The sequence below is a fragment of the Geitlerinema sp. PCC 7407 genome, assembly GCF_000317045.1.
GTDB lineage: Bacteria > Cyanobacteriota > Cyanobacteriia > PCC-7407 > PCC-7407 > PCC-7407.
Map to the genome: position 1 here is coordinate 1,033,307 of NC_019703.1, position 20,594 is coordinate 1,053,900.

The window sequence follows — 20,594 nt, forward strand, 5'->3', positions numbered from 1 at the left end:
GCTTTGGGGTTTACACTGCGGCTGGTGTGAGCAACTGCACGTTGGAGTAGCTAAAGCACGTGGTGGTTTGCTGACCTTGGGGGTCTTCGGCCTGGATCACTTGCTGGGTGAGGATGTAGTAGTCCCCCACCGGCTCAAAGCGATCTTCAAACTTCATCACCCGCAGCAGGTCCTGGGTCTGGGGGTTGCGAAAGACCGCGTCGTAGCGGGTAGCGACGTAGCCTTTGCCGGTGTCCTGGCTGGCGTGATGGTCGATGGTAAAGGCCATGCGGCCCATGACGCGGCTAACTTGGCAAATTTCTTGGCCGCGCACCTTGTAGTTGGATCCCATGGCGTCGCCCTGCACCAGGATCTCGATGGCGTCGGTGTCATCGCGATCGCCAAAGCTAAAGCTATTTTTGCCGTGGGACTGCTCAAAGCTCGATCGCTTGCGGTGGGTTACGATGTCCCGCAGCTGGGTGTAGACACTTTCGCGAACCGTTTCGTCTTCAATGCCGCTGACCTCGACACTAAAGTCAGCGTTGATCCGAACTTTGCCCGTGTAGACCTCGTCGCCCTGGGTGAGCTCTAGATCAGCGGTGTAGCCCGGGAAGTCTGTGTCCCAGGTGTAGCGATTTTCGTAGGCCGCGCGAAAAAATGCGCGAGCGTCTTGTTGGTCCGTCATGGCGCTCTCCGTACACTAGCCCCACTGTGCCACACCGATCCAAAAGTCGTCAGAGAAAATTTTGGGCCTTCTGGGGTGAGGGTGAAGAGCAGCAAAAGGGCGATCGCTCCCTAGGCGCCCGACGCGATCAGCAGCGGCAGCTGGAAAATCGGCACCGTGAAAGTCACGGTGGACCCCAGCCCCTCGCCCAAACTAAAGAAATTCACCTCGCCGCCCATGGCCTCGACGAGCTTCTGAGAGATGGTCAGGCCTAGGCCCGTGCCGCCGTACTGTCGCGTGCGGGAGCCGTCCACCTGGCTAAAGGACTGAAACAGCTTGTACTGCTTGTCGAGGGAGACGCCGATGCCCGTATCTGCGACCCGCACCTTCACCAGCCCCGGCAGCTCGTTCTTTTGGATCACCACTGGCTGCTTGATCACCTCAGCGCTGATGGTGATGCCGCCCTCGTGGGTGAACTTGATGGCGTTGCCCACCAGGTTGAGCATCACCTGGAGCAGCCGCTGGTAGTTGCCGTAGAGAATGATCTCGTCGTGGGTGGCCGGGGTGACAATCCGGAAGCTGAGGTCCTTTTGCTGGGCCTGGGGCCGCGTGAAGTCTTCAACGGCGTTGAGCAGGTCTTCAAGCTTGACCGGGGTCAGCTCTAGCTCCATCTTGCCCGCTTCGATTTTGGCGATGTCGAGGATGTCGTTGATGATGTTGAGCAGGTGCAGCGCCGATCGGTAGGCCTCGTCGATGAACTCGTGCTGCTCCTCGGGGTCTTCGGCCATGCCGTCCATCACCAGCTTGAGGAAGCCCAGCATGCCGTTGAGGGGAGTGCGCAGCTCGTGGGAGGTGTTGGCCAAAAATTCGCTCTTGAGGCGGGAGGCTTCTTCGGCCTGCTGTCGGGCTTCTTCAGCCTGCTGTCGGGCTTCTTCGAGCTCTTGGTGCTTGTGGATGAGGTCTTCGTTGACGCGCTGGAGCTCGCGGGCCAGAGCCTGACTTTCGCTAAAGAGGGTAGCGTGGGCGATCGCCGTTCCCACCTGATCGGCTAGCTCCTGCACCAGGCCCAGCTCGGCCTCATTCCAAATGCGGAGCGGTGTGTCGACGGGCGCGTCAGCGGGAATGCAGTGTTGCAGGATGATGAACCCGTTGGGCTGATCCTGGTAGCAGGTGGCGATCGTCAAGACTGCCTGCCGCTCGCACAGGGGATCTTCCTCCTGGCCGGCCTGCTGCTTGTAGAGAACTGTGGGCGTGAGGTTGGCCAGGGCCTCCTGGAGGTGAGGCATCTCGGCAATGCTGATCTGGTGATCAAGCAGCGATCGAAAGGGCTGCTGACGATACTCGGCGACTACCCTAATGGGCTGGCGCGGATCGCGGCAGGGACAGATGATGCAGCGGCTCACGCCCAGAGCCTGACCGAGGCCGTTGACGGTCTGGTGCCAGATGGTCTCAAGGTCGAGGGTTCGCCGGATGTTCCAGGCGATCTGGGTCAGCAGCTTTTGGTAGCGGCCCGAGTGGGAGAGGAGGGGTGGGTGGAGCGTGTCGAGGGGATCGGCGATCGGAGTCGTGCTTTCGTCCACTTTGTGGCCGGTGACCCAGACCAGGCTGGATTTGCCGGTGGCGCTCAAGACAGGGCTGACCACAAGCTCCAGCAAAAAGTAGCGATCGCCGTAGTGAAACGGCACCTGAAATTCTTCGGGGGTCAGGTAGTCCAGGACTCGTCGCACCCGGCTCAGATAGGGCGCGATCGCCACCGGCCCAAAGGACGCCTCCATCGAAGCGCCAACCACCTCCATGGGATCGAGCCCATAGGCGGCTGCCTCGTGCCACTGAAAGGAGACGTAGTGTCCCGCTGGATCGTGGGTAAAAACAAACTCAGGCCTTCCTCGTTCTGGCTGGTCTGGAGGACTCGACTGATTCGAAGCAGAAGCGAGTGCATCCATAGCTGAAACGGACGAGACGTGGAAGTCAGCAGAAGCAGTCATCAGCGTCGGCTGGAGTAGGGTTGACAAGGATCCAAAACGGTTCGCCAGCAGACATTGGGGCTCATCGCGCGTTCTTTCAAGTTGCGTTGTCTCGAACCGTTCACCCTGACTCGGCGCCCACGCGGTCTGCGAAATCGTGGGGCGATCGCCCCACGGGCCAGGATTTGCTCCCCAGCCCAGCGCTCAAAACCTATTTCAGCGCCATCCTAGGCTACTTTGGGGGCGATCGTCCAGACGGGGGTCGCCCTGGAGGCTAGTCGTTCCATTCCCCGCGAGGCGGCACCGGCGGATTGCGCGGCAAAGAGCGGCTCAAGTCCGCCTCGCGACGGCCTTCGCCCCGCAGCCACTGGCGCACTGCGGCTTCGATCACCTTGCTGGGGTCGTGGGTCAAATGCTGAATCTGGTCCAGCAGCTCTGGATCGAGGCGAATGGAGACCTCGACCTTGTCGGCGGGACGGCGAGAACGGGTGCTGGGCTGATTGAGGTCCATGGCAAATCGGCAGAGGAGAACAAAAGAGGGGTAGCGATCGGAAGGGCTTCCGGTGGTGACCAGGGAGGGCGATCGCCTCCAAACGAAGCGCTCAACAGCCACGAGTCGCCAACGATACAAAGCCGCAGCATCTGAGGAGAGATGCCCCCATTGTACGCCTCCGCCTCGGGCGATCGCGCCCGCAGCGCCCCAGCATCCCCATTACTCACCAAATCTTAATGTCGGGCGCTGGGAGCCGCGGAGCACCGCCCTTCGGCTTGAATCCGGATTCCCTGACCCTGGGGCTGCCTGCTGAGCTGCCCTAGATCCATAAGTTGCGGGCTTGCCCTCTGTCCCAAGACGAGGAAGACCCTTAAAATGGCAATGTAACGCTTTGTCACACAAAGGTTGCCTCTGAATTTGCCCGCGATGTGCGGCCTGAAAAGCTCCAAAACCTATGACTGACGTCCCTGTCTCTCGAATTCGAAATTTCTCGATCATTGCTCACATCGACCACGGTAAGTCCACCCTGGCCGATCGCTTGTTGCAGGTGACCCAAACCGTCAGCGATCGCCAGATGAAGGAACAGTTCCTCGACAACATGGACCTAGAGCGCGAGCGGGGCATCACCATTAAGCTACAGGCCGCTCGCATGAACCATGTGGCCCAGGATGGCGAGCAGTACGTTCTTAACTTGATCGACACCCCCGGCCACGTGGACTTCTCCTACGAAGTGTCGCGATCGCTGGCCGCCTGCGAAGGGGCGCTCCTCGTCGTGGACGCCTCCCAGGGGGTCGAGGCCCAGACCCTGGCCAACGTCTATCTGGCCCTCGAGCATGACCTCGAGATCATCCCCGTTCTCAACAAGATTGACCTGCCCGGAGCCGATCCAGACCGCGTAAAGCGGGAAATCGAGGAAGTGATCGGCCTCGACTGTAGCGGCGCGATCGAGGCCTCGGCCAAAGCAGGCATCGGCATCGCCGAAATCCTAGAGGCGATCGTGGATCGTGTGCCACCGCCCCAAGACACCACCGGCGATCGCCTGCGGGCCTTGATTTTCGATAGCTACTACGACAGCTACCGGGGCGTGATCGTCTATTTCCGCGTCATGGACGGCACCGTGCGCAAGGGCGATCGCGTGCGCCTGATGGCCTCCGGCAAAGAGTACGAAATCGACGAGCTCGGCGTCCTCGCGCCCATCCAGACGCCGGTAGACGAGCTGCACGCTGGAGAAGTGGGCTACTTCGCGGCGGCGATCAAGGCCGTCGAAGATGCGCGGGTCGGCGACACCATTACCCTGGCCTCTGCGCCCGCCACCAAGCCCCTGCCTGGCTATGTCGAAGCCAAGCCCATGGTTTTTTGCGGGCTGTTCCCCACGGACTCCGACCAGTTCGAGGAGCTGCGCGAAGCCCTCGAAAAGCTCAGGCTCAGCGACGCCGCCCTCCAGTACGAGCCCGAGACCTCCAGCGCCATGGGATTCGGGTTCCGCTGCGGCTTCCTGGGCCTGCTGCACATGGAGATCGTCCAGGAGCGCCTAGAGCGAGAGTACGACCTAGACCTGATCACCACAGCGCCGTCGGTGGTCTACCGCGTCACGACTCTCAAGGGCGAAGAGCTCTACATCGATAACCCCTGCACCCTGCCCGATGCCCAAGAGCGGGAAAAAATCGAGGAGCCCTACGTCAAGGTCGAAATCATTACCCCCGAGAGCTACGTCGGGGCGCTGATGGACCTGTGCCAGAGCCGGCGCGGCGACTTCAAAGATATGAAGTACCTGACTCCCGAGCGCACCACGCTGATCTATGAGCTGCCCCTAGCAGAGGTGGTCTCGGATTTCTTTGACCAGCTCAAGTCGCGATCGCGCGGCTACGCCAGCATGGAATATCAGTGGATTGGCTACCGCGAAAACCACCTCGTGCGCCTCGACGTCATGATCAACGGCGATCGCGTCGATCCCCTGGCCACCATCGTGCACCGCGACAAGGCCTACCCCGTGGGCCGCGCCCTGGTCGAGCGCCTAAAAGAACTCATCCCGCGCCACCAGTTCAAGATTCCGCTCCAGGCCGCCATTGGCAGCCGCATCATCGCCAGCGAAAGCATCCCGGCCCTGCGCAAGGACGTCTTGGCCAAGTGCTACGGCGGCGACATCTCCCGGAAGAAAAAGCTGCTGCAAAAGCAGGCCAAAGGTAAAAAGCGCATGAAGTCCATCGGAACCGTGGACGTTCCGCAGTCAGCCTTCATGGCCGTGCTTCGCCTCGAATAAGTGACGGGGCAACTTTCTTTTGGCGATCGCCAAAAGAGCGATCGCTGAAGTACACAGATTGGGCTGACGCTACCTCCCGGTAGGCAGCCCTTTTTTGTGGGCGATCGCTCCCAGATATCAGAGCCAAAGGGTAGAAATCACCATCAAAAATTTCAAATTCTGAGGGTTTCTTTCCTCTCCCAAGAACCTATCCCAGAGATGTTGTTCTGCCGGGCACGTCGGGTACCCTAGGGTAGCCGCAACCGCCCAAATTCTCGGCAAATCGGCTAAAACGCTTCTATATCAAGACTTTTGGAGGATGCAACTAATTGGCACCTTGCCTGGGATAGACTTTCCAAGCGGTAATTTCAAAAAAATGCTTTGGATTGATTGTGCTTATCAGTCAGGGTATTTGTTCTGAATTCCTTCGCACAATGGGAGAGATTAATAAACTGAGACTCAAAAACCGTCCTCAGTGATGTCAGAGTTTCCCACAAAGCGTTCTATTGGGTGTTTTGGTTCGTGATTTTTATCCTTAGCTTCCAACTATGAGAATTTTGGTCACAGGTGGTGCTGGTTTTATTGGATCCCACCTCATCGATCGCTTGATGGCTGAAGGGCACGACGTCATCTGCCTGGATAACTTCTACACCGGCAGCAAGCGCAATATTCAGCAGTGGCTGGGTCACCCTTCCTTCGATCTGATTCGTCACGACATCACAGAGCCCATCCGCCTGGAAGTCGACCAGATCTATCACTTGGCCTGTCCTGCCTCACCGGTGCACTACCAGTACAACCCAGTCAAAACCATCAAAACCAACGTTTTGGGAACGATGTACATGCTGGGCTTGGCCAAGCGAGTCAAGGCGCGCCTGCTGCTGGCCTCCACCTCCGAGGTGTATGGCGATCCCGAAGTTCACCCCCAGCCCGAAGAGTATCGGGGCAACGTCAACCCCATCGGGATTCGCAGCTGCTATGACGAAGGGAAGCGGGTCGCAGAAACCCTCGCCTTTGACTACCATCGCCAAAACGACGTGGAAGTTCGGGTGGCGCGGATTTTCAACACCTATGGTCCTCGGATGCTCGAAAACGATGGCCGAGTGGTGAGCAACTTTGTGGCTCAGGCCCTGCGCGACAAGCCCCTGACGGTGTACGGCGAGGGCTCCCAAACCCGCAGTTTTTGCTATGTCTCGGACCTGGTAGAAGGCTTGATCCGCCTGATGAACGGCGACCATGTGGGGCCGGTCAACCTGGGAAACCCAGGCGAGTACACGATTTTGGAGCTGGCCCAGGCGGTCCAAAAGTTTGTCAACCCTGATGTGCCGATCAAGTTTGAGCCGCTGCCCCAGGATGACCCCCGGCGCCGCCAGCCCGACATTACCCGGGCGCGCACGTGGCTGGGCTGGGAGCCCAAGGTGCCGCTAGAGGAGGGGCTGCCTTTGATGATTGAGGATTTCCGCCGGCGCTTACTGGCGGAAGGAGCAGAGGCGGCTGAGCCGTCGATGCTGTCCTAGGAATTTGAGGACGGTTGTTGAGTGCTCCGGACAGGCCGGGCGATCGCCCGCAAACAGAAAAGGGCAACTTGTGCGTCTCGGCCCTGTCAGTTTTTGTAAATCATTTGCCTTGTTTTGAGGATTGATTCCCATGCGTGTTTGTGTCATTGGTACCGGATACGTCGGCCTTGTAACGGGCGTGTGCTTGGCCCACATTGGTCACAACGTCATCTGCGTTGACAACAACGAGGAAAAAGTCAAGCTGATGAAGTCAGGGCAGTCCCCCATTTTCGAGCCGGGGCTGTCGGAGCTGATGCAGTCGAGTATTCAGGCAGGGCGAATCGAGTTCACGACGGATCTGGCGGCAGGCGTGGATCACGGCGAGATCCTGTTTATCGCCGTCGGAACGCCGCCGCTGCCGACCGGGGAGAGCGATACCCGCTACGTGGAGGCAGTGGCGCGGGGCATCGGTGCCAATCTCCACAAGGGCTACAAGGTGATCGTGAACAAGTCCACGGTGCCCATCGGCTCCGGAGACTGGGTGCGCATGATCGTGCTCGACGGCATGGCCGAGCGCCAAAAGTCCCTGGTGGGCGCTGGCGGCGGCAGCGAAGCCCCGGCGATCGAGGCGCAGTTTGACGTGGTGAGCAACCCCGAGTTTCTCCGGGAGGGCTCGGCGGTCTATGACACCTTCAACCCGGACCGGATCGTCCTGGGCAGCAACAGCTCGCGGGCGATCGCCCTGATGCAGGAGCTGTATACGCCCATTGTCGAGCGCCAGTACGCCGAAGAGAAGGCCCTGCCGCCGGTGCCGGTGGTGGTGACCGACCTCAGCTCGGCTGAGATGATCAAGTACGCGGCCAATGCTTTCCTGGCAACCAAGATCAGCTTCATCAATGAAGTGGCCAACATCTGCGATCGCGTCGGCGCGGACGTGACCCAGGTGGCCAAGGGCATCGGTCTAGATTCCCGCATCGGCAACAAGTTCTTGCAGGCAGGCATCGGCTGGGGCGGCTCCTGCTTCCCCAAAGACGTCTCTGCCCTGGTCCACACCGCAGACGACTACGGCTACGAAGCGCAGCTGCTCAAGGCCGCTGTGAGCGTCAACCAGCGCCAGCGCCTGATCGCCGTGGAGAAGCTCCAGCAGGTGCTGAAAATCCTCAAGGGCAAGACCGTGGGCCTGCTGGGTCTGACCTTCAAGCCGGACACCGACGACATGCGCGACGCGCCAGCGCTGATCTTGATCGAGAGCCTGAACCGCCTGGGGGCTCGGGTCAAGGCTTACGACCCGCTGGTGTCCCAGACGGGGCTGCGCCACGGCCTGACGGGCGTCCACGTCGAAACGGACCCCGATCGCCTGGCAGACGGCTGCGACGCGCTGGTGCTGGTGACGGACTGGGCTCAGTTCAAGACCCTGGACTACGCCAAGATGGCCCGCCTGATGAACAGCCCGGTGATCATCGATGGCCGCAACTTCCTCGATCGCCAGGCCCTCGAAGAGCTGGGCTTCCAGTACGTCGGCATTGGCCACTAAGGGCGACGCTGCTGGCGCGATGAAGGGCTAGCGCCAGGCTCCCAATATTCCAAAAAGCGCCCTCTTCGCAGGAAGGGGGCGCTTTTTGTGGATGCTGGGTTCAAGGGGCGTGGTTCTAGGAGGGGCGCTTGGCCGCGATCGCCAGCCGGACGCCGGGGAGCGATCGCAGCCGGTCCATCACCGTCACCACCTGACCGTGAGGCACCTGCTCATCGGCATTGATCACCACAATGGACTCAGGGTTCGCCTCCAGCAGGGCCTCGACCTGGTTGGTCAGATCGGGCAGGCGCACAGACTGGCGATTGACGCTGAGCTGACCCTCCTGGGTAATGGTCACCACGATCTGGCCCTGGGGCTGGCTCTGGACGCTGCCCGCCTGGGGAAGATTCACCGGCAGCCCCTCCGATCGGGTCAAAAACAGCGTTGACATAATGAAAAACGTCAAAATCGCAAAGATCACATCGATCATCGGCACGATGTTGATCTGCATTTGATCTTCGGGCTCTTCAGGAAGGCGCATAGGGCACATCTCCGCGTTCGTAGCGACGGCGGTACAGCAGCTCCAGCTGGCCGCCGTACTCCTGGATCAGAGCGGTTTGGCGACGGTAGAGGCCGCGAAACGCATTGGCAAACAGCAGGGTGAAAATCGCCACCACCAGCCCCGTTGCCGTGGAAATCAGGGCCTCGCTGATGCCTGCGGTTACTCCGGCGCTGTTGCTGCCCCCCAGGTCTCCCAGGCGCAGGGACGAGAAGGAGTTGATCAGGCCCAAGATCGTGCCCAGCAGGCCCAACAGGGGAGCCACGCTCACGATGGTTTCAAAAATGGTGCCAAAGCGCTTTAGCAAGGGCAGCTCGGCCTGAGCCGCGCTCTCGAGGGCCAGCCGAAATTCCTCTGGATTCGGCCGATCGAGCTCCAGCGCCGCCAAAAAAATGCGGGCAATGGGCAGATCGGCGTGCTGCTCTAAAAACTTGAACGCCTGCTGGGAACTGCGTCGATAGAGCCCGAGGGACTCCCGCACGACGCGGTCTTGTCGCCGCAAAATCCGAAACCAAAATGCCGCCCGCTCAAGAATCAGCGCAACGGCCAAAACCGAGAAGCCCAGCAGGGGCCACATGACGACCCCGCCCAGGATGAAAAGATTAGCCATAGCCTCGAAAGGGAGCGAAAAAACGACCGCGTGCTCCTGCAAGGCTAGCTTACCGGAAGCGGGGGCTGGGCGATCGCCTTCTATAAGGCTGTCACTGGGGCGATCGCCTCGTTAAGCTAGGGCAAGCACCTTTTGCCGCCGCCATGACCTCCGTCGTTACGCCCCAAGAACTTGCAATTGCCCACCTGCGGGATAGCCTGCGAGCGGGCCAGCGTCCCCTGGCCGACTGGCAGGGCGGCTCGCTGGCGGTGTCGGCGGTCCCGGGCGCGGGCAAGTCCACGGGGATGGCCACGGCCGCCGCGATCGCGATCGCCCGTCACCAGCTCAACCTGCGGCGTCAGCTGGTGGTCGTCACCTTTACCCGCTCCGCCGCCGCCAACCTCAAAGCCAAGATTCGCGAAAAGCTCAAGGCCCTCTCTCTGCCGCCCACGGGCTTTACGGTCCACACCCTGCACGGGCTGGCCCTGCACATCGCCAATCGCCACCCCGAGCTGTCGGGCCTGAATCTGGAGAGCGTCACCCTGGTTTCGCCTTCTCAGAACCATCGCCTGATCCGGGCCTGCGTCGATCAGTGGATCGCCGAAAATCCCCTGCGCTACCAGCGGCTCTTGGAGGGCCGCGCCTTCGACGGCGAAGAAACCGAGCGGCTGCGGCGGCAGTCAGTCCTGCGCACCAGCATTCTGCCGGACCTGGCCCAAACGGTGATCCACGAGGCCAAAAGCTCCGGCCTGACGCCCCAGGACCTGTGGGCCCTCGAGGCTGACGCTCCGGACGAGCTGTCGGTGCTGGCGATCGCCGCTGGCCTCTACGAGCACTACCAAACCCTCCTGCGGGCGCGGGGCCTGATCGACTACGACGAAATGATCTTGGCGGCTCTGCGGGTCCTCGAAAACGAGAGCGCCCGCCACCTCTGGCAGAGCCACACCTTCGCGGTCTTTGAGGACGAAGCCCAGGACTCGACGCCGCTGCAAACGCGCCTGCTCGAAATCCTGGCCACGGACCCCGAACAGCCGGATCAGCCCAACTTGATCCGGGTGGGCGACCCCAATCAGGCCATCAACTCCACCTTTACCCCGGCGGACCCGATCTTTTTCCGGGAGTTCTGCGCCCAGTGCCAGACCCAAAACCGCCTGGCCCAGATGACCCAGGCCGGCCGCAGCAGCCCGATTATTTTGGCGGCGGCCAACTTCGTCCTGGAATGGGTAAATCGCTCTCAGTTGGCGGGCTCCGAGCAGCCCTTTCGGCCCCAGCGCATCGAGCCCGTGCCTCCCGACGACCCCCAGGCCAACGCCAACCCAGCCCCGACGGGGGGCGGTCTGGAGCTGTGGACGCCTCGGGACATTCATCACACCCTGGAGTTGCTGGGCCAGCGAGTGCGGCACCTGCTGACGGAGAACCCGACGGCCAATGGGGCGGTGCTGGTGCGTGAAAACAAGCAGGGGCGCTTTGTGGCCCAGGCTCTGGCCTATCTGGAGAAGGAGCACGGCATCCCGGTGTACGAGGCGGGCGCCCGCGATCGCCAGTCGCACATTCCCAGTGAAATGCTGGCCCTGCTGCAATTTATTGAGCGGCCCCACTCGCCGGACTACCTGAAGGCCGCCCTGAAGGTCCTCAGCGATCGCCGACAGATCCCGTCCCAGGATCTCGACGCGATCGCCAGCCAGCCCGAGCGGTTTCTCTACCCCAGCCCCCTGGATCCGCCCCAGGCGGAGCCCGTCGCGGCGGCCCGTCGCTACTGTGCGGGGCTTCTGCGGGCGCGCCAGGAGCTGCCGTCCTATCAGCTCATTACCTTCTTGGCCTTTACCCTCGACTACGAGTCGAGCGAGCTGGCCACCGCCGACAAGCTGGCGACGCGCCTGGTGCAGCAAACAGCGGGGGATAACGCTTTGGGGGCCATCCTGAGCGCCCTGAGCGAAATTGTCAGCTCCGAGCGCTTCGAGCCGGTGGAGGCCGAAAACAGCGAGGAGCGCTACACCCGAGCTGGGCAGCTCACGATCATCACCATGCACAAGGCCAAGGGCCTGGACTGGGACTACGTCTTTTTGCCCTTCCTGCACGAGAATATTTTGCCGGGAAATCTGCGGGTGCTGCCCCAGGCCCAGTTTTTGGGAGATTTTATGCTGTCGGAGGTGGCCCGGGCCCAGATTCGCGCCAGCCTGCACCGCCAGTTCCCCTTGCCCGGTAGCGAGGCCGCCTGGCAGCGAGCTGCCGACCTCAAGACCGCCGAAGAGTTTCGCTTGCTGTACGTGGCTATGACCCGCGCCAAGCGGCTGCTGTGGATGTCGGCAGCCCAAAAGGCCCCCTTCACCTGGAACAAGCCCGGCAACCTAGAAGACCAGCGGCCCTGCCCAGTGATAGCGGCCCTCCGGCAGCAGTTTCCGGAGGCGATCGCCTCTGTCCCCGCCGCTAAGGGTTCTTAGCTCACGGTTTTGGCGTCAGCAGTCTGGCAGAAGCTGTAGATTTGCTGGGTTTCCCAGCGATCGCTCAGGGTCGAGGGCGGCTGGCTGAGGGGGAAGCTCTGGCGATCGAGCTGGACCTGGAGGTTGGTCAGGGGGTCGACCCCCGCCGCCAGCAAGAACTCGAGCTGCTCAATTTGGGCCCAGGTGGCTAGGCGATCGAGAATTTGGGCGATCGCCTGACCGTAGGGATGGTTGGGCTGGCGGTACCAGTCCTGTGTCGCCAGTCCGGTTTGGTCGAGGCCCAGATGGATTGTCAGGGAATTTTTGCCAAAGAGGCCCACTGCCACCGGCCGCGCCTCCTCCTGCACCAGCAGATCGTGCGATCGCCCCAGATGACGAATGCGCTCGAGCCGCTCGTAGCGCTCCTTCACGCTCAGCGGCTCATCGCGCCACCGGATCGAAATCGTCGTCAGGTAGGTTTGCAGCAGCAAGTGGCCCAGCTTTTCGGCCTTGGCGGCCAGGTAGCTGGAGTTGTAAGGCGTTGCCTCGATCAGCAGCGGCACCCGGTCCACCATCTCCAGCCCGTAGCCCTTGAGACCGGCGATTTTCCGGGGATTGTTGGTGATCAAACAGATCTGCTTGACCCCCAGATCGTTGAGAATCTGCGCTCCCACGCCGTAGTTGCGCAGGTCCGCCGGAAAGCCCAGGCGCTCGTTTGCTTCCACCGTGTCCAGGCCCATGTCTTGCAGCGAGTAGGCCTTGAGCTTGTTGATCAAGCCAATGCCCCGCCCTTCTTGGCGCAGATAGACCACCACGCCTTGGCCCGCGTTTTCGATCATTTTCATCGCTGCCTGGAGCTGCATCCGGCAGTCGCAGCGCAGGGAGCCCAGAGAATCCCCCGTCAGACACTCCGAGTGCATCCGCACCATGACCGTGCCCGCCGAGAACTGGTCCGGCTCGCCTTTGACGATCGCCACGTGCTCCGAGTTATCCAGGATATTGCGGTAGCCGTAGATCTTGAAGTGGCCGAACTCGCTGGGCAGGTCAGCCACGGTCTCGCGCACCACAAAGCGCTCGTGCTGGAGCCGATAGCTGATCAGGTCCGCGATGCTGATGATCTTGAGGTTGAACTGGCGGGCGTACTCCAGCAGCTGGGGAAGCCGCGCCATGGAGCCGTCGGGATTCTGGATTTCGCAGATGACGCCCGATGGATACAGACCCGCCATGCGGGCCAGGTCGACGGCGGCTTCGGTGTGGCCGGCGCGCTTGAGGACGCCGCCTTCGCGGGCCCGGATCGGGAAGATGTGTCCTGGCCGCGCCAGGTCGAAGGGCTTGCTGGCCGGGTTGATGGCGACCTGGATGGTGCGCGCCCGGTCTTCGGCGGAGATGCCGGTGCTGACGCCGAGATGGGGGGCGGCGTCGATGCTGACGGTGAAGGCCGTTTGATTGCGATCGGTATTATTCGATACCATCAACGGCAGATCCAGCTCGTCAAGGCGATCGCCCGTCATGGCGAGACAGATCAGCCCTCTGGCTTCGACCGCCATGAAATTAATCATGTCGGGGGTGGCAAACTGGGCCGCGCAAATGAGATCCCCTTCGTTTTCGCGGTTTTCGTCATCGACGACGACGATGGCGCGCCCAGCCTTGAGGTCGGCGAGGGCAGCAGCAATGCTGTCAAACTGCGGGGCGGGTGTGAAAGAGTCGGATTGGTGAAGCGGTTCCACTAGAGAAATGGTGAAGCGAAAGAACTGTTAAGGTTTCTTAATAGGTAGTTCTGATTGTATCTTGTCTTCCCAGAACCTTTGGGGCGATCGCCTTTACCACGGAGGTTGACGGCCCTAAGGGAGAGTCAAAAGCTGGGTCTGAGCCCGACCCAACCAAAAGCCTGAAGGTGGCTCATGGGCTGTATTTTTTTGCAGTATAGTTGAGCCATCGGCGGGCAACTAAGGGATAAATTCCCGATAAAGAGGCAGTTTGAGGGCTCAATCAGGACGGTTGTGTTCTTGGATCAGGGTATTCACTGAGGGGAAATCAGTCTTAGAGAGGCCAAACAGTCTCTCTCTGGAAAACCCCAAAATTCTCCGTTGTGATGACGGGTAGTCTGTCAAAAAACTCCACAGGAATTTGGTGTTATGGGTGACGTTGGGCAGGTACCGGTTGGGATTATAGGTGCCTCAGGCTATGGCGGTGTGCAGTTGGTTCGCCTGCTGATGGACCATCCAGGAATTGAGGTGGCCTATTTGGGCGGTGAGAGCAGCGCGGGAAAGTCGTTTTCTCACCTCTATCCCCACTTGGGTCATGCGGTCCATTTGACGATCGAGCCGATCGATCTGGAGGCGATCGCCCAGCGCTGTCGAGCCGTGTTCTTGTCGCTGCCCAATGGTCTGGCCCACCAGATCGCCCCGACCCTGCTGGAGAAGGGGTGCAAGGTGCTGGATTTGTCGGCGGACTACCGATTTTTCAATCTAGACACCTATAAGTCCTGGTACGGAGGCGATCGCCTAGATGGCGCGATCGCTGAAACGGCGGTGTATGGCTTGCCTGAGCTTTACCGCGATCGCATTGCCGAAGCGTCCTTGGTCGGCTGCCCGGGCTGCTACCCCACGGCCAGTTTGCTGGCCCTAGCGCCCCTGCTCAAGCAAGGCCTCATTTTGCCTGACAGCACCGTGATCGACGCCAAGTCGGGCACCTCCGGCGGCGGCCGTCAGGCCAAGGTCGGCATGCTCCTGGCTGAGGCCGACAACTCTGTGAGCGCCTACGGCGTCGCCCGCCACCGCCACACCCCCGAAATCGAGCAAATCTGTAGCGATTTGGCGGGCCATGAGGTCACGGTGCAGTTTACGCCCCACCTGATGCCCATGGTGCGCGGCATTCTCTCCACGGTGTACGCCACGCTCCGCGATCCGGGCCTGGTGCGCGAAGATTTGCTGACGATCTACTCTGCCTTTTATCGCAACTCGCCCTGGGTGAAGCTGCTGCCCAGCGGCACCTATCCCCAGACCAAGTGGGCCGCAGGCACCAACCTGGCCTACATCGGCATCGAGGTGGACCCCCGGACGGGCCGCGTGATCGTGATGTCTGCGATCGACAACTTGGTGAAAGGTCAGGCAGGCCAAGCGGTCCAGTGCCTCAACCTGATGCTGGGCCTAGAAGAGACCCTCGGCTTGCCCCAGCTGTCGTTCTATCCATAATCGCGGCGATCGCGATGGGCCAGAGAGGGCGATCGCGCTTCCCTGGCCAAACCCAAAGTTCTAGCGCCGGAAGCTGCCTCCCCGAGACTCCTCTCGGGGTTTTGCTTTATTCACTCGCAGCTGGCGTCCCATCCACTCAGCGCCATTGAGCTCCTCGATGGCGGAGTCCTCTGTGCTGTCATCGGTCAAGTCCACAAAGGCAAAGCCCCGCATCCGGCCTGTTTCGCGATCGGTGGGCAGGACCACTCGTTCGACGGTGCCGTACTCCGCAAAGACGCTCCGAACATCCTCTTCTGTCGCTTGGTAGGACAGGTTGCCAACGTAAATAGTCATAAAAATCAGTCAGTAGGCCAAACAGCGGGCCGCAGTTGCCAGCGCTGTGGGCGATCGCCTTCTGGGCTGCCGTTTTGCCCCGCGCTCAGCGAAAACCTCTGGGCAAACAAGGGACAAAACCGGGGACAGAGTGAAATCAAGGGCGATCGCGCTGCAAAGCGCTATATCCCAGCCAATCTGCGGTTGGGACCCATCATAGCCCGACCTTTTTGGCCCAAAAGATCGCCTACACTACAAAATTGCGCCCCGCAGATGATTCTGGAGGCGCATTGTCAGGACTTCTTAATATTGGCGAGTGCCGCTAGTCGATGGTGATGGACTGCGGACCGTCTCCCTTGCCGTTCTGGCTGCTGTTGGAGGGGGTAGCGCTGGGCCGACCGGCTTGCTGATCGAGCCAGCTGCGGACCGGGTCTTCGGTGAGGCTCAGGCGAAAAATACCGGAAAAAAGACCGCCCGTGAAGGCAACGGGGTTCTGGGAAAACTCACGCACGAGGGGGGTTAGTTCGGTCAAAAACATGGCTGCATCCTTGGCGAAAGCGTTGGGGCCTTCTGGAAAAGGCGTTTCTACAAGGAATCCTAGCGCGATCGCCGGGATTCGGTAGAGGGCGATCGCCGTGGAGAATGACCCCAAGCGGCGATCGCTTCGAGATACGGACTTAGCCTGACTAGCCCTAGTTGCTGGGCTGCTGCTCAGGCAGTAGGCACTTGTCGGAGTCGCAGCCAGCGGGTCCAGCCTCGGCCATTTCGCCCAGGTCGTACCGGCTGAGGGCGGCGTGGAAGTCTGCCGTTGCGCGGCGCTGCTTGACCGCGTCCAGCATGGCTTCGTAGGTTTCCTTCGAGATCGGCTCAAAGGGCAGCCGGGGGAAGGTTTGCAGGTCATCAAAGCGGGCCAGCAGAGCCGCTGACATGTAGCCTTCATCTCCCTCGATCGCCTGGAAGATGCGATCGCCCAGACTCTCGATCTCGCCTTCCCGCAGCTCGATGGTGGCGCTGGTGTTGTGGGTCACGTAGTGCCGCTGCACCTGCATGTAGAAGTCAAACTGTGCGTCAGCCGAGAACTGAGAAATATCAATTTGATCTGCCCCTGGCAGATTGGCCCAGGGCACTTCTACCGGGATTTCTACCAGCCACTCCGTGCAGCGCGGATCGAAAGGATCGTTGAGCAAATTGCCCTGCTCATCCTTATCTGATTGCGAGGGCACCACTGAGTAGCCAAAATCAATGCAGGCCAGGGCGACCGGGTCATTCTTGCGGAAGGTGATCCGCCGAATGTAGCGCTGGGCCTTGGGGGGGTGCCAGCCTGGGGCTGCGCTGGTCAGCAGCGACTTGGTGCCGGAGGGCTGGACCGTGGTGCAGCGGTTGGGCCGCTTGATCCCGTGGCGATCGCAGTAGTCCCACACTGCCGCGTGGACGATCTCGCGCCAGCGGCTCAGGTACTCTGCCTCCTTCCGCCGGAACTCTGCGCCCTCGGGGGTGTCAGGACGCCCTGCCTCCCACCAGCGCAGCCAGTCTGACCCAAAAGCCGTCACAAAGAAATCAAACAGCCCCGTGAAGGAAACCCCCACGATGGGATCGAGTTCTCGAGAGTCCTGATAGCGCGGCTCCTGGAACTGGTGGTTGAGCAGCGCCGCCACAGAGAGCGCCCCCGCCGTAAAGGCTTCTGCCTGCTCATTCAGGTTCTGCGGATCGATGCGGTTTAGGTGCACCTCCGAAAGGTTGCACTGTCCGGTGAGAGTACCGCCAAAGACTCCCTTGTGAAACTCCGGCTCGTTGAAGCAGTAGCTATCGTGCTGTCCCGGCAGGGGTTCCACCGAGCGGATTACTTGCCACTTGCCCTTGATCTTGGGCGCATGGCCTCTGGAGGTATCCACTCGCTGGCAGGGAATGGCGGCACAGTCGGTAATTTGCAGATACCACAGATCCTTTTTGCGGACCCCCAGGTTGGTTTTGCTGCCGGCCTTGGCCATGAGGTTGATCGAGGAGGCAATGCCGCACTTCAGCAGCAGCAGGTACAGGCGGTAGGCTCGGTCATAGTCAGAAACATAGAGCCGTACGCCGCCAGAGGAAGTCTCCGAGCCATCGGCATCAATGAGTCCGGCGATGAAATGCAAGATGCCTTCGCGGTTCCAGCTTGCTAGGGCTTCAAGGGCTTGGGCCTCGCCCTTGAGGGCGCGTACCTGCTCCGGATCAAAGTTTTCGTGGAAGCCCGTGTACAGCAAGCAGGGCGTTTCTGGGTTTTGGGCGTAGTAGCGCGGCGTGCCGGAGGTCCGTCCTGCCAAGGCAAGGCTCTGATAGCTCTTGACCCCGTAAAGCCGCAACTGAAGCTGGGGCTTGCCATGGGATTTGCACAGCGAGCCATCACCGACCAATTGACCGAGGGTATAGGCCCAGGTGGGATCGACAAACTTGCCGTCGCGGTAGTCAATCTTGAACGGCTCTGTGTGCAAGGCGTAGGGATGGCTGGTGAGGCGATCGCTCAGTTCCTCGGTAGTCACTTCGGTGTAGGTGCTGCTAAAGCGATCGCCCACAAAGAAGCGGTGCTTGGCGGTCACATCCAGCGATGTGCCATCCCCAAAGGTGACTCGATAAAGCTGACGGTTTCGCCCTGTCTGAACAGGAACCACCTGGCTCCAGCGGCGACCATTCCATACTTCCACCGCTTGTCCCACCAGAGATTGAATGGGGTGCAGACCATCGCGGGTGATCAGCAGTGTGGAGCCCGCAACGCAGTGGAAATCAGCCCCCAGGATTTCTCCGCAGTTGTGGGCGACTAGGCCATTGGCGTCAAATCGGGCCGGACCGGGCACGGTGCAGTCGTAGACCGCCTCGACACCATCAGGCACAACGCTAGCCACTGTCGCGGTAAACCGCTCGCGCCCATACTGCGCCGAAGCCTCGGCTAATTGCGCTGTCTTTGCAGGGTCCTGGAAGCCGATGAGTGCTGCAAAGATCGCGAGGTTGTCATTGGCGATCGCCAACTCGGGCTGAGCTCCTGACCTAGCGTCAATCGCAGAAACAATTCCCAGGCGTCCCAGCATTCGCTGCACCGCTTGCAGATCCGCCAGACTGCTTTGAGCGAGACGCACACTGACGCTTCCGGTCGGGCTGCTCTGAATGCGGCTATGGGCACTAAACAGCCCCTGCAAAAAGCCTTGATAAAACTCGTAGCTCCCTTGTTCTATGGCGGAAGTGACGGCTGGTTGGTCTAGGATGACGCCAAACTCCGTGGCGAGACTAGCAACCTCTCCAGAATTGAGGGCTTTACGGGTGAGGGTTTGCGTGCGGACTAAAGCGGGCTTGGCCACCACTGCCTGAGCCAAGCTGTCGCTGCCGACTAGAGAGCCGAGCAGCTGACCAGAGGCCAAGGTACCTTGGCCAGCCCAAGGCTGTAGGCCCCGGTGGTTGTGCAGCAAAACGCGATCGCCGGGTTGGAGGGTTTCAGCTGCCACCCAGTCGGTGTATTGAGCTTTCTGGGTCTGGGCCGTCACCTTCAAGACTTTGTGGTTGCCGGTTAGGCGCAGGCTGTAGCCCTCTTGGGTTGTCAGCTTGAGCACGTCCTTGGTGCCGGAGTAGAAGAAACCAGCAGGCGTGGTGCTAAACAGCTCGCCATTGACGTAGGTGCTGTGCTGAACCCCGATCAGGTCCTTGACTTGGCGAGGACCGTCGCCGGTGTGGACCCAGGTATCTGCGGTCACGCAGGGATTCAGGCCGTAGCGCTGGAGGCGGTGCTCCACCTCGCGATCGCTCATTTCCGGGCGGAAATTCTTCAGCCAGCGGCGGGCTTCTTCTTTGCCCAGGGAAGTGTAGACCTCCAGGAACTCTTGGCGAATATCGGGGTGCGTGAGCAAATCAGCGCTGGAGCGGGCGATCGCCTCCGGCGCGTACTGGATTGCCCCTTCTCCCGAATAGAACTGCTTGCGCACCGCCTCCACGCACTCCTCGCGCGTCGGCTTGTGGTGGAAAACGCGGGTGTGGTTGGCCATCCGCAGCGCGTCCCGCTCTGGATCGATGCGCCAGTTCCCCGCTTCATCCTGCTGCCACAGATTGTCCTTGGCCGTTGCTCCCAGCGCGTCATCGGCGGCAAACTGGCGCATACCGGCGCTTCGGCGGACATTTCCGGCCACGATGCAGACCGCTGCTTCGTCGATCAGGAGGCAGCACTCCACCGAGGTGAGCTGGCGGCCGATCGCCTTGTTGAGAATATTGGCGCAGCGCTCATAGAGTTCTGGCAGCTTCACGGGGTTGGCGACTCCGCCGAAGCCCTTTAGGCGCTCGCCCGAGGGCCGCACATCGCTCAGGTCAACGGTGACCGTCACCTCTGCGTCAAAGCGCTCATCGCTGGACAGCTCCAGAATGGTCTGGTAGGACTTCACCCAGCCCTGGCGACTGTCGCCCACGTGGAGGGTGACATGGTTGCCGTCGATCAGAACTTCGGTAAGGTCTCGGCGCTCTGCAGCGGGCGTCGTGCCAATGGCTCCCTGGGAGCGGACCGTGATGCGGTTGCGGATGACTGGCAGCTGGCGAATGTACTCCGGCTCCAGAATGGCGCCGGTGCCGCAGCCCATCATCGCGAGGTCCATCATCAGGCCGAAGGCCTGCCAGTCGATGACGTTGGTGCTGGTGCAGTTGTAGGCGCCCGAGAAGTTTTCGGGGCGCTCCAGCCACTCGGTCCCGCCAACCCACATCCAGCGGCCCGACGGGAGGGCTTTTTGCTCCTGCTGCATCTTGAGCAGGAGGGCAGTTTCTTTGGCGGTCAGCTTGCCGAGCTTGGTCAGACCGCGAACGGTGCGATCGCACACTGCATTCCAGGTCTCGCGCCCATTGTCGGTGCGGCGGCTGTAGGTGCGGTAGAACACCGGATAGGCGGTGGGAGCGTTCTCGGGGAACTCCCCACTCTGACGGGATCGCTCAAGCTCTTGGACCATGGGGAAACTCTTGGTATGTATGGTGAAAAGCGTCAATAATGCCGGTTTAGACGCTATCGCTAGCGTCAAGAAACTTAACTTTAACTCAATTACCCATCGGGATGAAGGGCTCTGAAGCAAAATGCAAAGGCGCTGGCTGAAGGGCGTCACCCCTGGCAGTGCATCCAGAGCAAAGGAGTCATGATACCAATTTGGCTAGCGATTGGCTGGAGAAAAATAGGCCGAAAGC

General features: G+C 60.8%; 15 protein-coding genes. 6 read left to right on the forward strand and 9 right to left on the reverse strand.

Annotation, left to right across the window (positions count from 1 at the left end):
- Positions 1-10: 10 nt before the first annotated feature.
- Both GEI7407_RS04445 and GEI7407_RS04450 read right to left on the reverse strand, forming a co-directional pair.
- Entirely contained in the window at positions 11-664 is a 654-nt protein-coding gene (locus tag GEI7407_RS04445; RefSeq protein WP_015170933.1) for a DUF3386 domain-containing protein, read from the reverse strand.
- A 110-nt stretch (positions 665-774) separates the two neighbouring features.
- Positions 775-2,586, reverse strand: a complete 1,812-nt coding sequence (locus GEI7407_RS04450; protein ID WP_015170934.1) for an ATP-binding protein — start codon at positions 2,584-2,586, stop codon at positions 775-777.
- Between the two features lie 128 nt (positions 2,587-2,714).
- Between GEI7407_RS04450 and GEI7407_RS21305 the strand changes: the two genes are divergently transcribed.
- Positions 2,715-2,885, forward strand: coding sequence for a hypothetical protein (locus GEI7407_RS21305; RefSeq protein WP_190274174.1), 171 nt, complete (start codon positions 2,715-2,717; stop codon positions 2,883-2,885).
- Here the strand turns inward: GEI7407_RS21305 and GEI7407_RS04455 are convergent.
- Positions 2,882-3,118: a hypothetical protein gene (locus tag GEI7407_RS04455; protein ID WP_015170935.1), complete on the reverse strand. Its 237-nt coding sequence runs from the start codon at positions 3,116-3,118 to the stop codon at positions 2,882-2,884. The genes GEI7407_RS21305 and GEI7407_RS04455 overlap by 4 nt on opposite strands.
- A 436-nt stretch (positions 3,119-3,554) precedes the next feature.
- Here GEI7407_RS04455 and lepA point away from each other — a divergent pair, with 436 nt between their 5' ends.
- The 3 genes from lepA (at position 3,555) to GEI7407_RS04470 (ending at position 8,366) form a co-directional block, all read left to right on the forward strand.
- Positions 3,555-5,360 carry a translation elongation factor 4 gene (gene lepA / locus GEI7407_RS04460; RefSeq protein WP_015170936.1) on the forward strand — a complete coding sequence of 602 codons (1,806 nt, stop codon included), beginning with the start codon at positions 3,555-3,557 and terminating at the stop codon, positions 5,358-5,360.
- A 527-nt stretch (positions 5,361-5,887) separates the two neighbouring features.
- Positions 5,888-6,853, forward strand: a complete 966-nt coding sequence (locus GEI7407_RS04465; protein WP_015170937.1) for a UDP-glucuronic acid decarboxylase family protein — start codon at positions 5,888-5,890, stop codon at positions 6,851-6,853.
- Positions 6,854-6,983: 130 nt separating this feature from the next.
- Positions 6,984-8,366 (forward strand): UDP-glucose/GDP-mannose dehydrogenase family protein, encoded by a 1,383-nt coding sequence (locus GEI7407_RS04470; RefSeq protein WP_015170938.1) that lies wholly within the window; start codon positions 6,984-6,986, stop codon positions 8,364-8,366.
- A 115-nt stretch (positions 8,367-8,481) separates the two neighbouring features.
- Here GEI7407_RS04470 and GEI7407_RS04475 read toward each other — a convergent pair whose 3' ends face one another.
- Together GEI7407_RS04475 and GEI7407_RS04480 are read right to left on the reverse strand one after the other, a co-directional pair.
- Positions 8,482-8,886, reverse strand: a complete 405-nt coding sequence (locus GEI7407_RS04475; RefSeq protein ID WP_015170939.1) for a biopolymer transporter ExbD — start codon at positions 8,884-8,886, stop codon at positions 8,482-8,484.
- Positions 8,873-9,514 carry a MotA/TolQ/ExbB proton channel family protein gene (locus tag GEI7407_RS04480; protein ID WP_015170940.1) on the reverse strand — a complete coding sequence of 214 codons (642 nt, stop codon included), beginning with the start codon at positions 9,512-9,514 and terminating at the stop codon, positions 8,873-8,875. Before GEI7407_RS04480 ends, GEI7407_RS04475 begins: the two co-directional genes overlap by 14 nt.
- 143 nt (positions 9,515-9,657) lie before the next feature.
- On the opposite strand from GEI7407_RS04480, the gene GEI7407_RS04485 reads away from it, so the two are divergent.
- Positions 9,658-11,934, forward strand: coding sequence for an ATP-dependent helicase (locus GEI7407_RS04485; RefSeq protein ID WP_015170941.1), 2,277 nt, complete (start codon positions 9,658-9,660; stop codon positions 11,932-11,934).
- Here GEI7407_RS04485 and ribBA read toward each other — a convergent pair.
- Positions 11,931-13,640, reverse strand: a complete 1,710-nt coding sequence (gene ribBA, locus GEI7407_RS04490) for a bifunctional 3,4-dihydroxy-2-butanone-4-phosphate synthase/GTP cyclohydrolase II (protein WP_015170942.1) — start codon at positions 13,638-13,640, stop codon at positions 11,931-11,933. The genes GEI7407_RS04485 and ribBA overlap by 4 nt on opposite strands.
- A 408-nt stretch (positions 13,641-14,048) precedes the next feature.
- Here ribBA and argC point away from each other — a divergent pair, with 408 nt between their 5' ends.
- A complete protein-coding gene (gene argC / locus GEI7407_RS04495; RefSeq protein ID WP_015170943.1) occupies positions 14,049-15,107 on the forward strand; it encodes an N-acetyl-gamma-glutamyl-phosphate reductase in 1,059 nt (352 codons plus the stop codon).
- Positions 15,108-15,167: 60 nt separating this feature from the next.
- On the opposite strand, the gene GEI7407_RS04500 is transcribed toward argC, so the two are convergent.
- The 3 genes from GEI7407_RS04500 to nrdJ form a co-directional block, all read right to left on the reverse strand.
- On the reverse strand, positions 15,168-15,440 hold the full coding sequence (locus GEI7407_RS04500; RefSeq protein ID WP_015170944.1) for an RNA-binding protein: 273 nt from the start codon (positions 15,438-15,440) through the stop codon (positions 15,168-15,170).
- A gap of 301 nt (positions 15,441-15,741) precedes the next feature.
- A complete protein-coding gene (locus GEI7407_RS04505) occupies positions 15,742-16,071 on the reverse strand; it encodes a hypothetical protein (RefSeq protein ID WP_315863838.1) in 330 nt (109 codons plus the stop codon).
- Between the two features lie 40 nt (positions 16,072-16,111).
- Positions 16,112-20,365 (reverse strand): ribonucleoside-triphosphate reductase, adenosylcobalamin-dependent, encoded by a 4,254-nt coding sequence (gene nrdJ / locus GEI7407_RS04510; protein WP_015170946.1) that lies wholly within the window; start codon positions 20,363-20,365, stop codon positions 16,112-16,114.
- Positions 20,366-20,594: the final 229 nt, after the last annotated feature.

What these genes read in the sequence shown, in the direction of transcription:
- nrdJ (WP_015170946.1), bottom strand. Translation starts at nt 20,365, where the DNA reads ATGGTCCAAGAGCTTGAGCGATCCCGTCAGAGTGGGGAGTTCCCCGAG.
- GEI7407_RS04445 (WP_015170933.1), bottom strand. Translation starts at nt 664, where the DNA reads ATGACGGACCAACAAGACGCTCGCGCATTTTTTCGCGCGGCCTACGAA.
- GEI7407_RS04485 (WP_015170941.1), top strand. Translation starts at nt 9,658, where the DNA reads ATGACCTCCGTCGTTACGCCCCAAGAACTTGCAATTGCCCACCTGCGG.
- GEI7407_RS04470 (WP_015170938.1), top strand. Translation starts at nt 6,984, where the DNA reads ATGCGTGTTTGTGTCATTGGTACCGGATACGTCGGCCTTGTAACGGGC.
- GEI7407_RS04455 (WP_015170935.1), bottom strand. Translation starts at nt 3,118, where the DNA reads ATGGACCTCAATCAGCCCAGCACCCGTTCTCGCCGTCCCGCCGACAAG.
- argC (WP_015170943.1), top strand. Translation starts at nt 14,049, where the DNA reads ATGGGTGACGTTGGGCAGGTACCGGTTGGGATTATAGGTGCCTCAGGC.
- GEI7407_RS04475 (WP_015170939.1), bottom strand. Translation starts at nt 8,886, where the DNA reads ATGCGCCTTCCTGAAGAGCCCGAAGATCAAATGCAGATCAACATCGTG.
- GEI7407_RS04480 (WP_015170940.1), bottom strand. Translation starts at nt 9,514, where the DNA reads ATGGCTAATCTTTTCATCCTGGGCGGGGTCGTCATGTGGCCCCTGCTG.
- GEI7407_RS04450 (WP_015170934.1), bottom strand. Translation starts at nt 2,586, where the DNA reads ATGGATGCACTCGCTTCTGCTTCGAATCAGTCGAGTCCTCCAGACCAG.
- lepA (WP_015170936.1), top strand. Translation starts at nt 3,555, where the DNA reads ATGACTGACGTCCCTGTCTCTCGAATTCGAAATTTCTCGATCATTGCT.
- GEI7407_RS04500 (WP_015170944.1), bottom strand. Translation starts at nt 15,440, where the DNA reads ATGACTATTTACGTTGGCAACCTGTCCTACCAAGCGACAGAAGAGGAT.
- GEI7407_RS04465 (WP_015170937.1), top strand. Translation starts at nt 5,888, where the DNA reads ATGAGAATTTTGGTCACAGGTGGTGCTGGTTTTATTGGATCCCACCTC.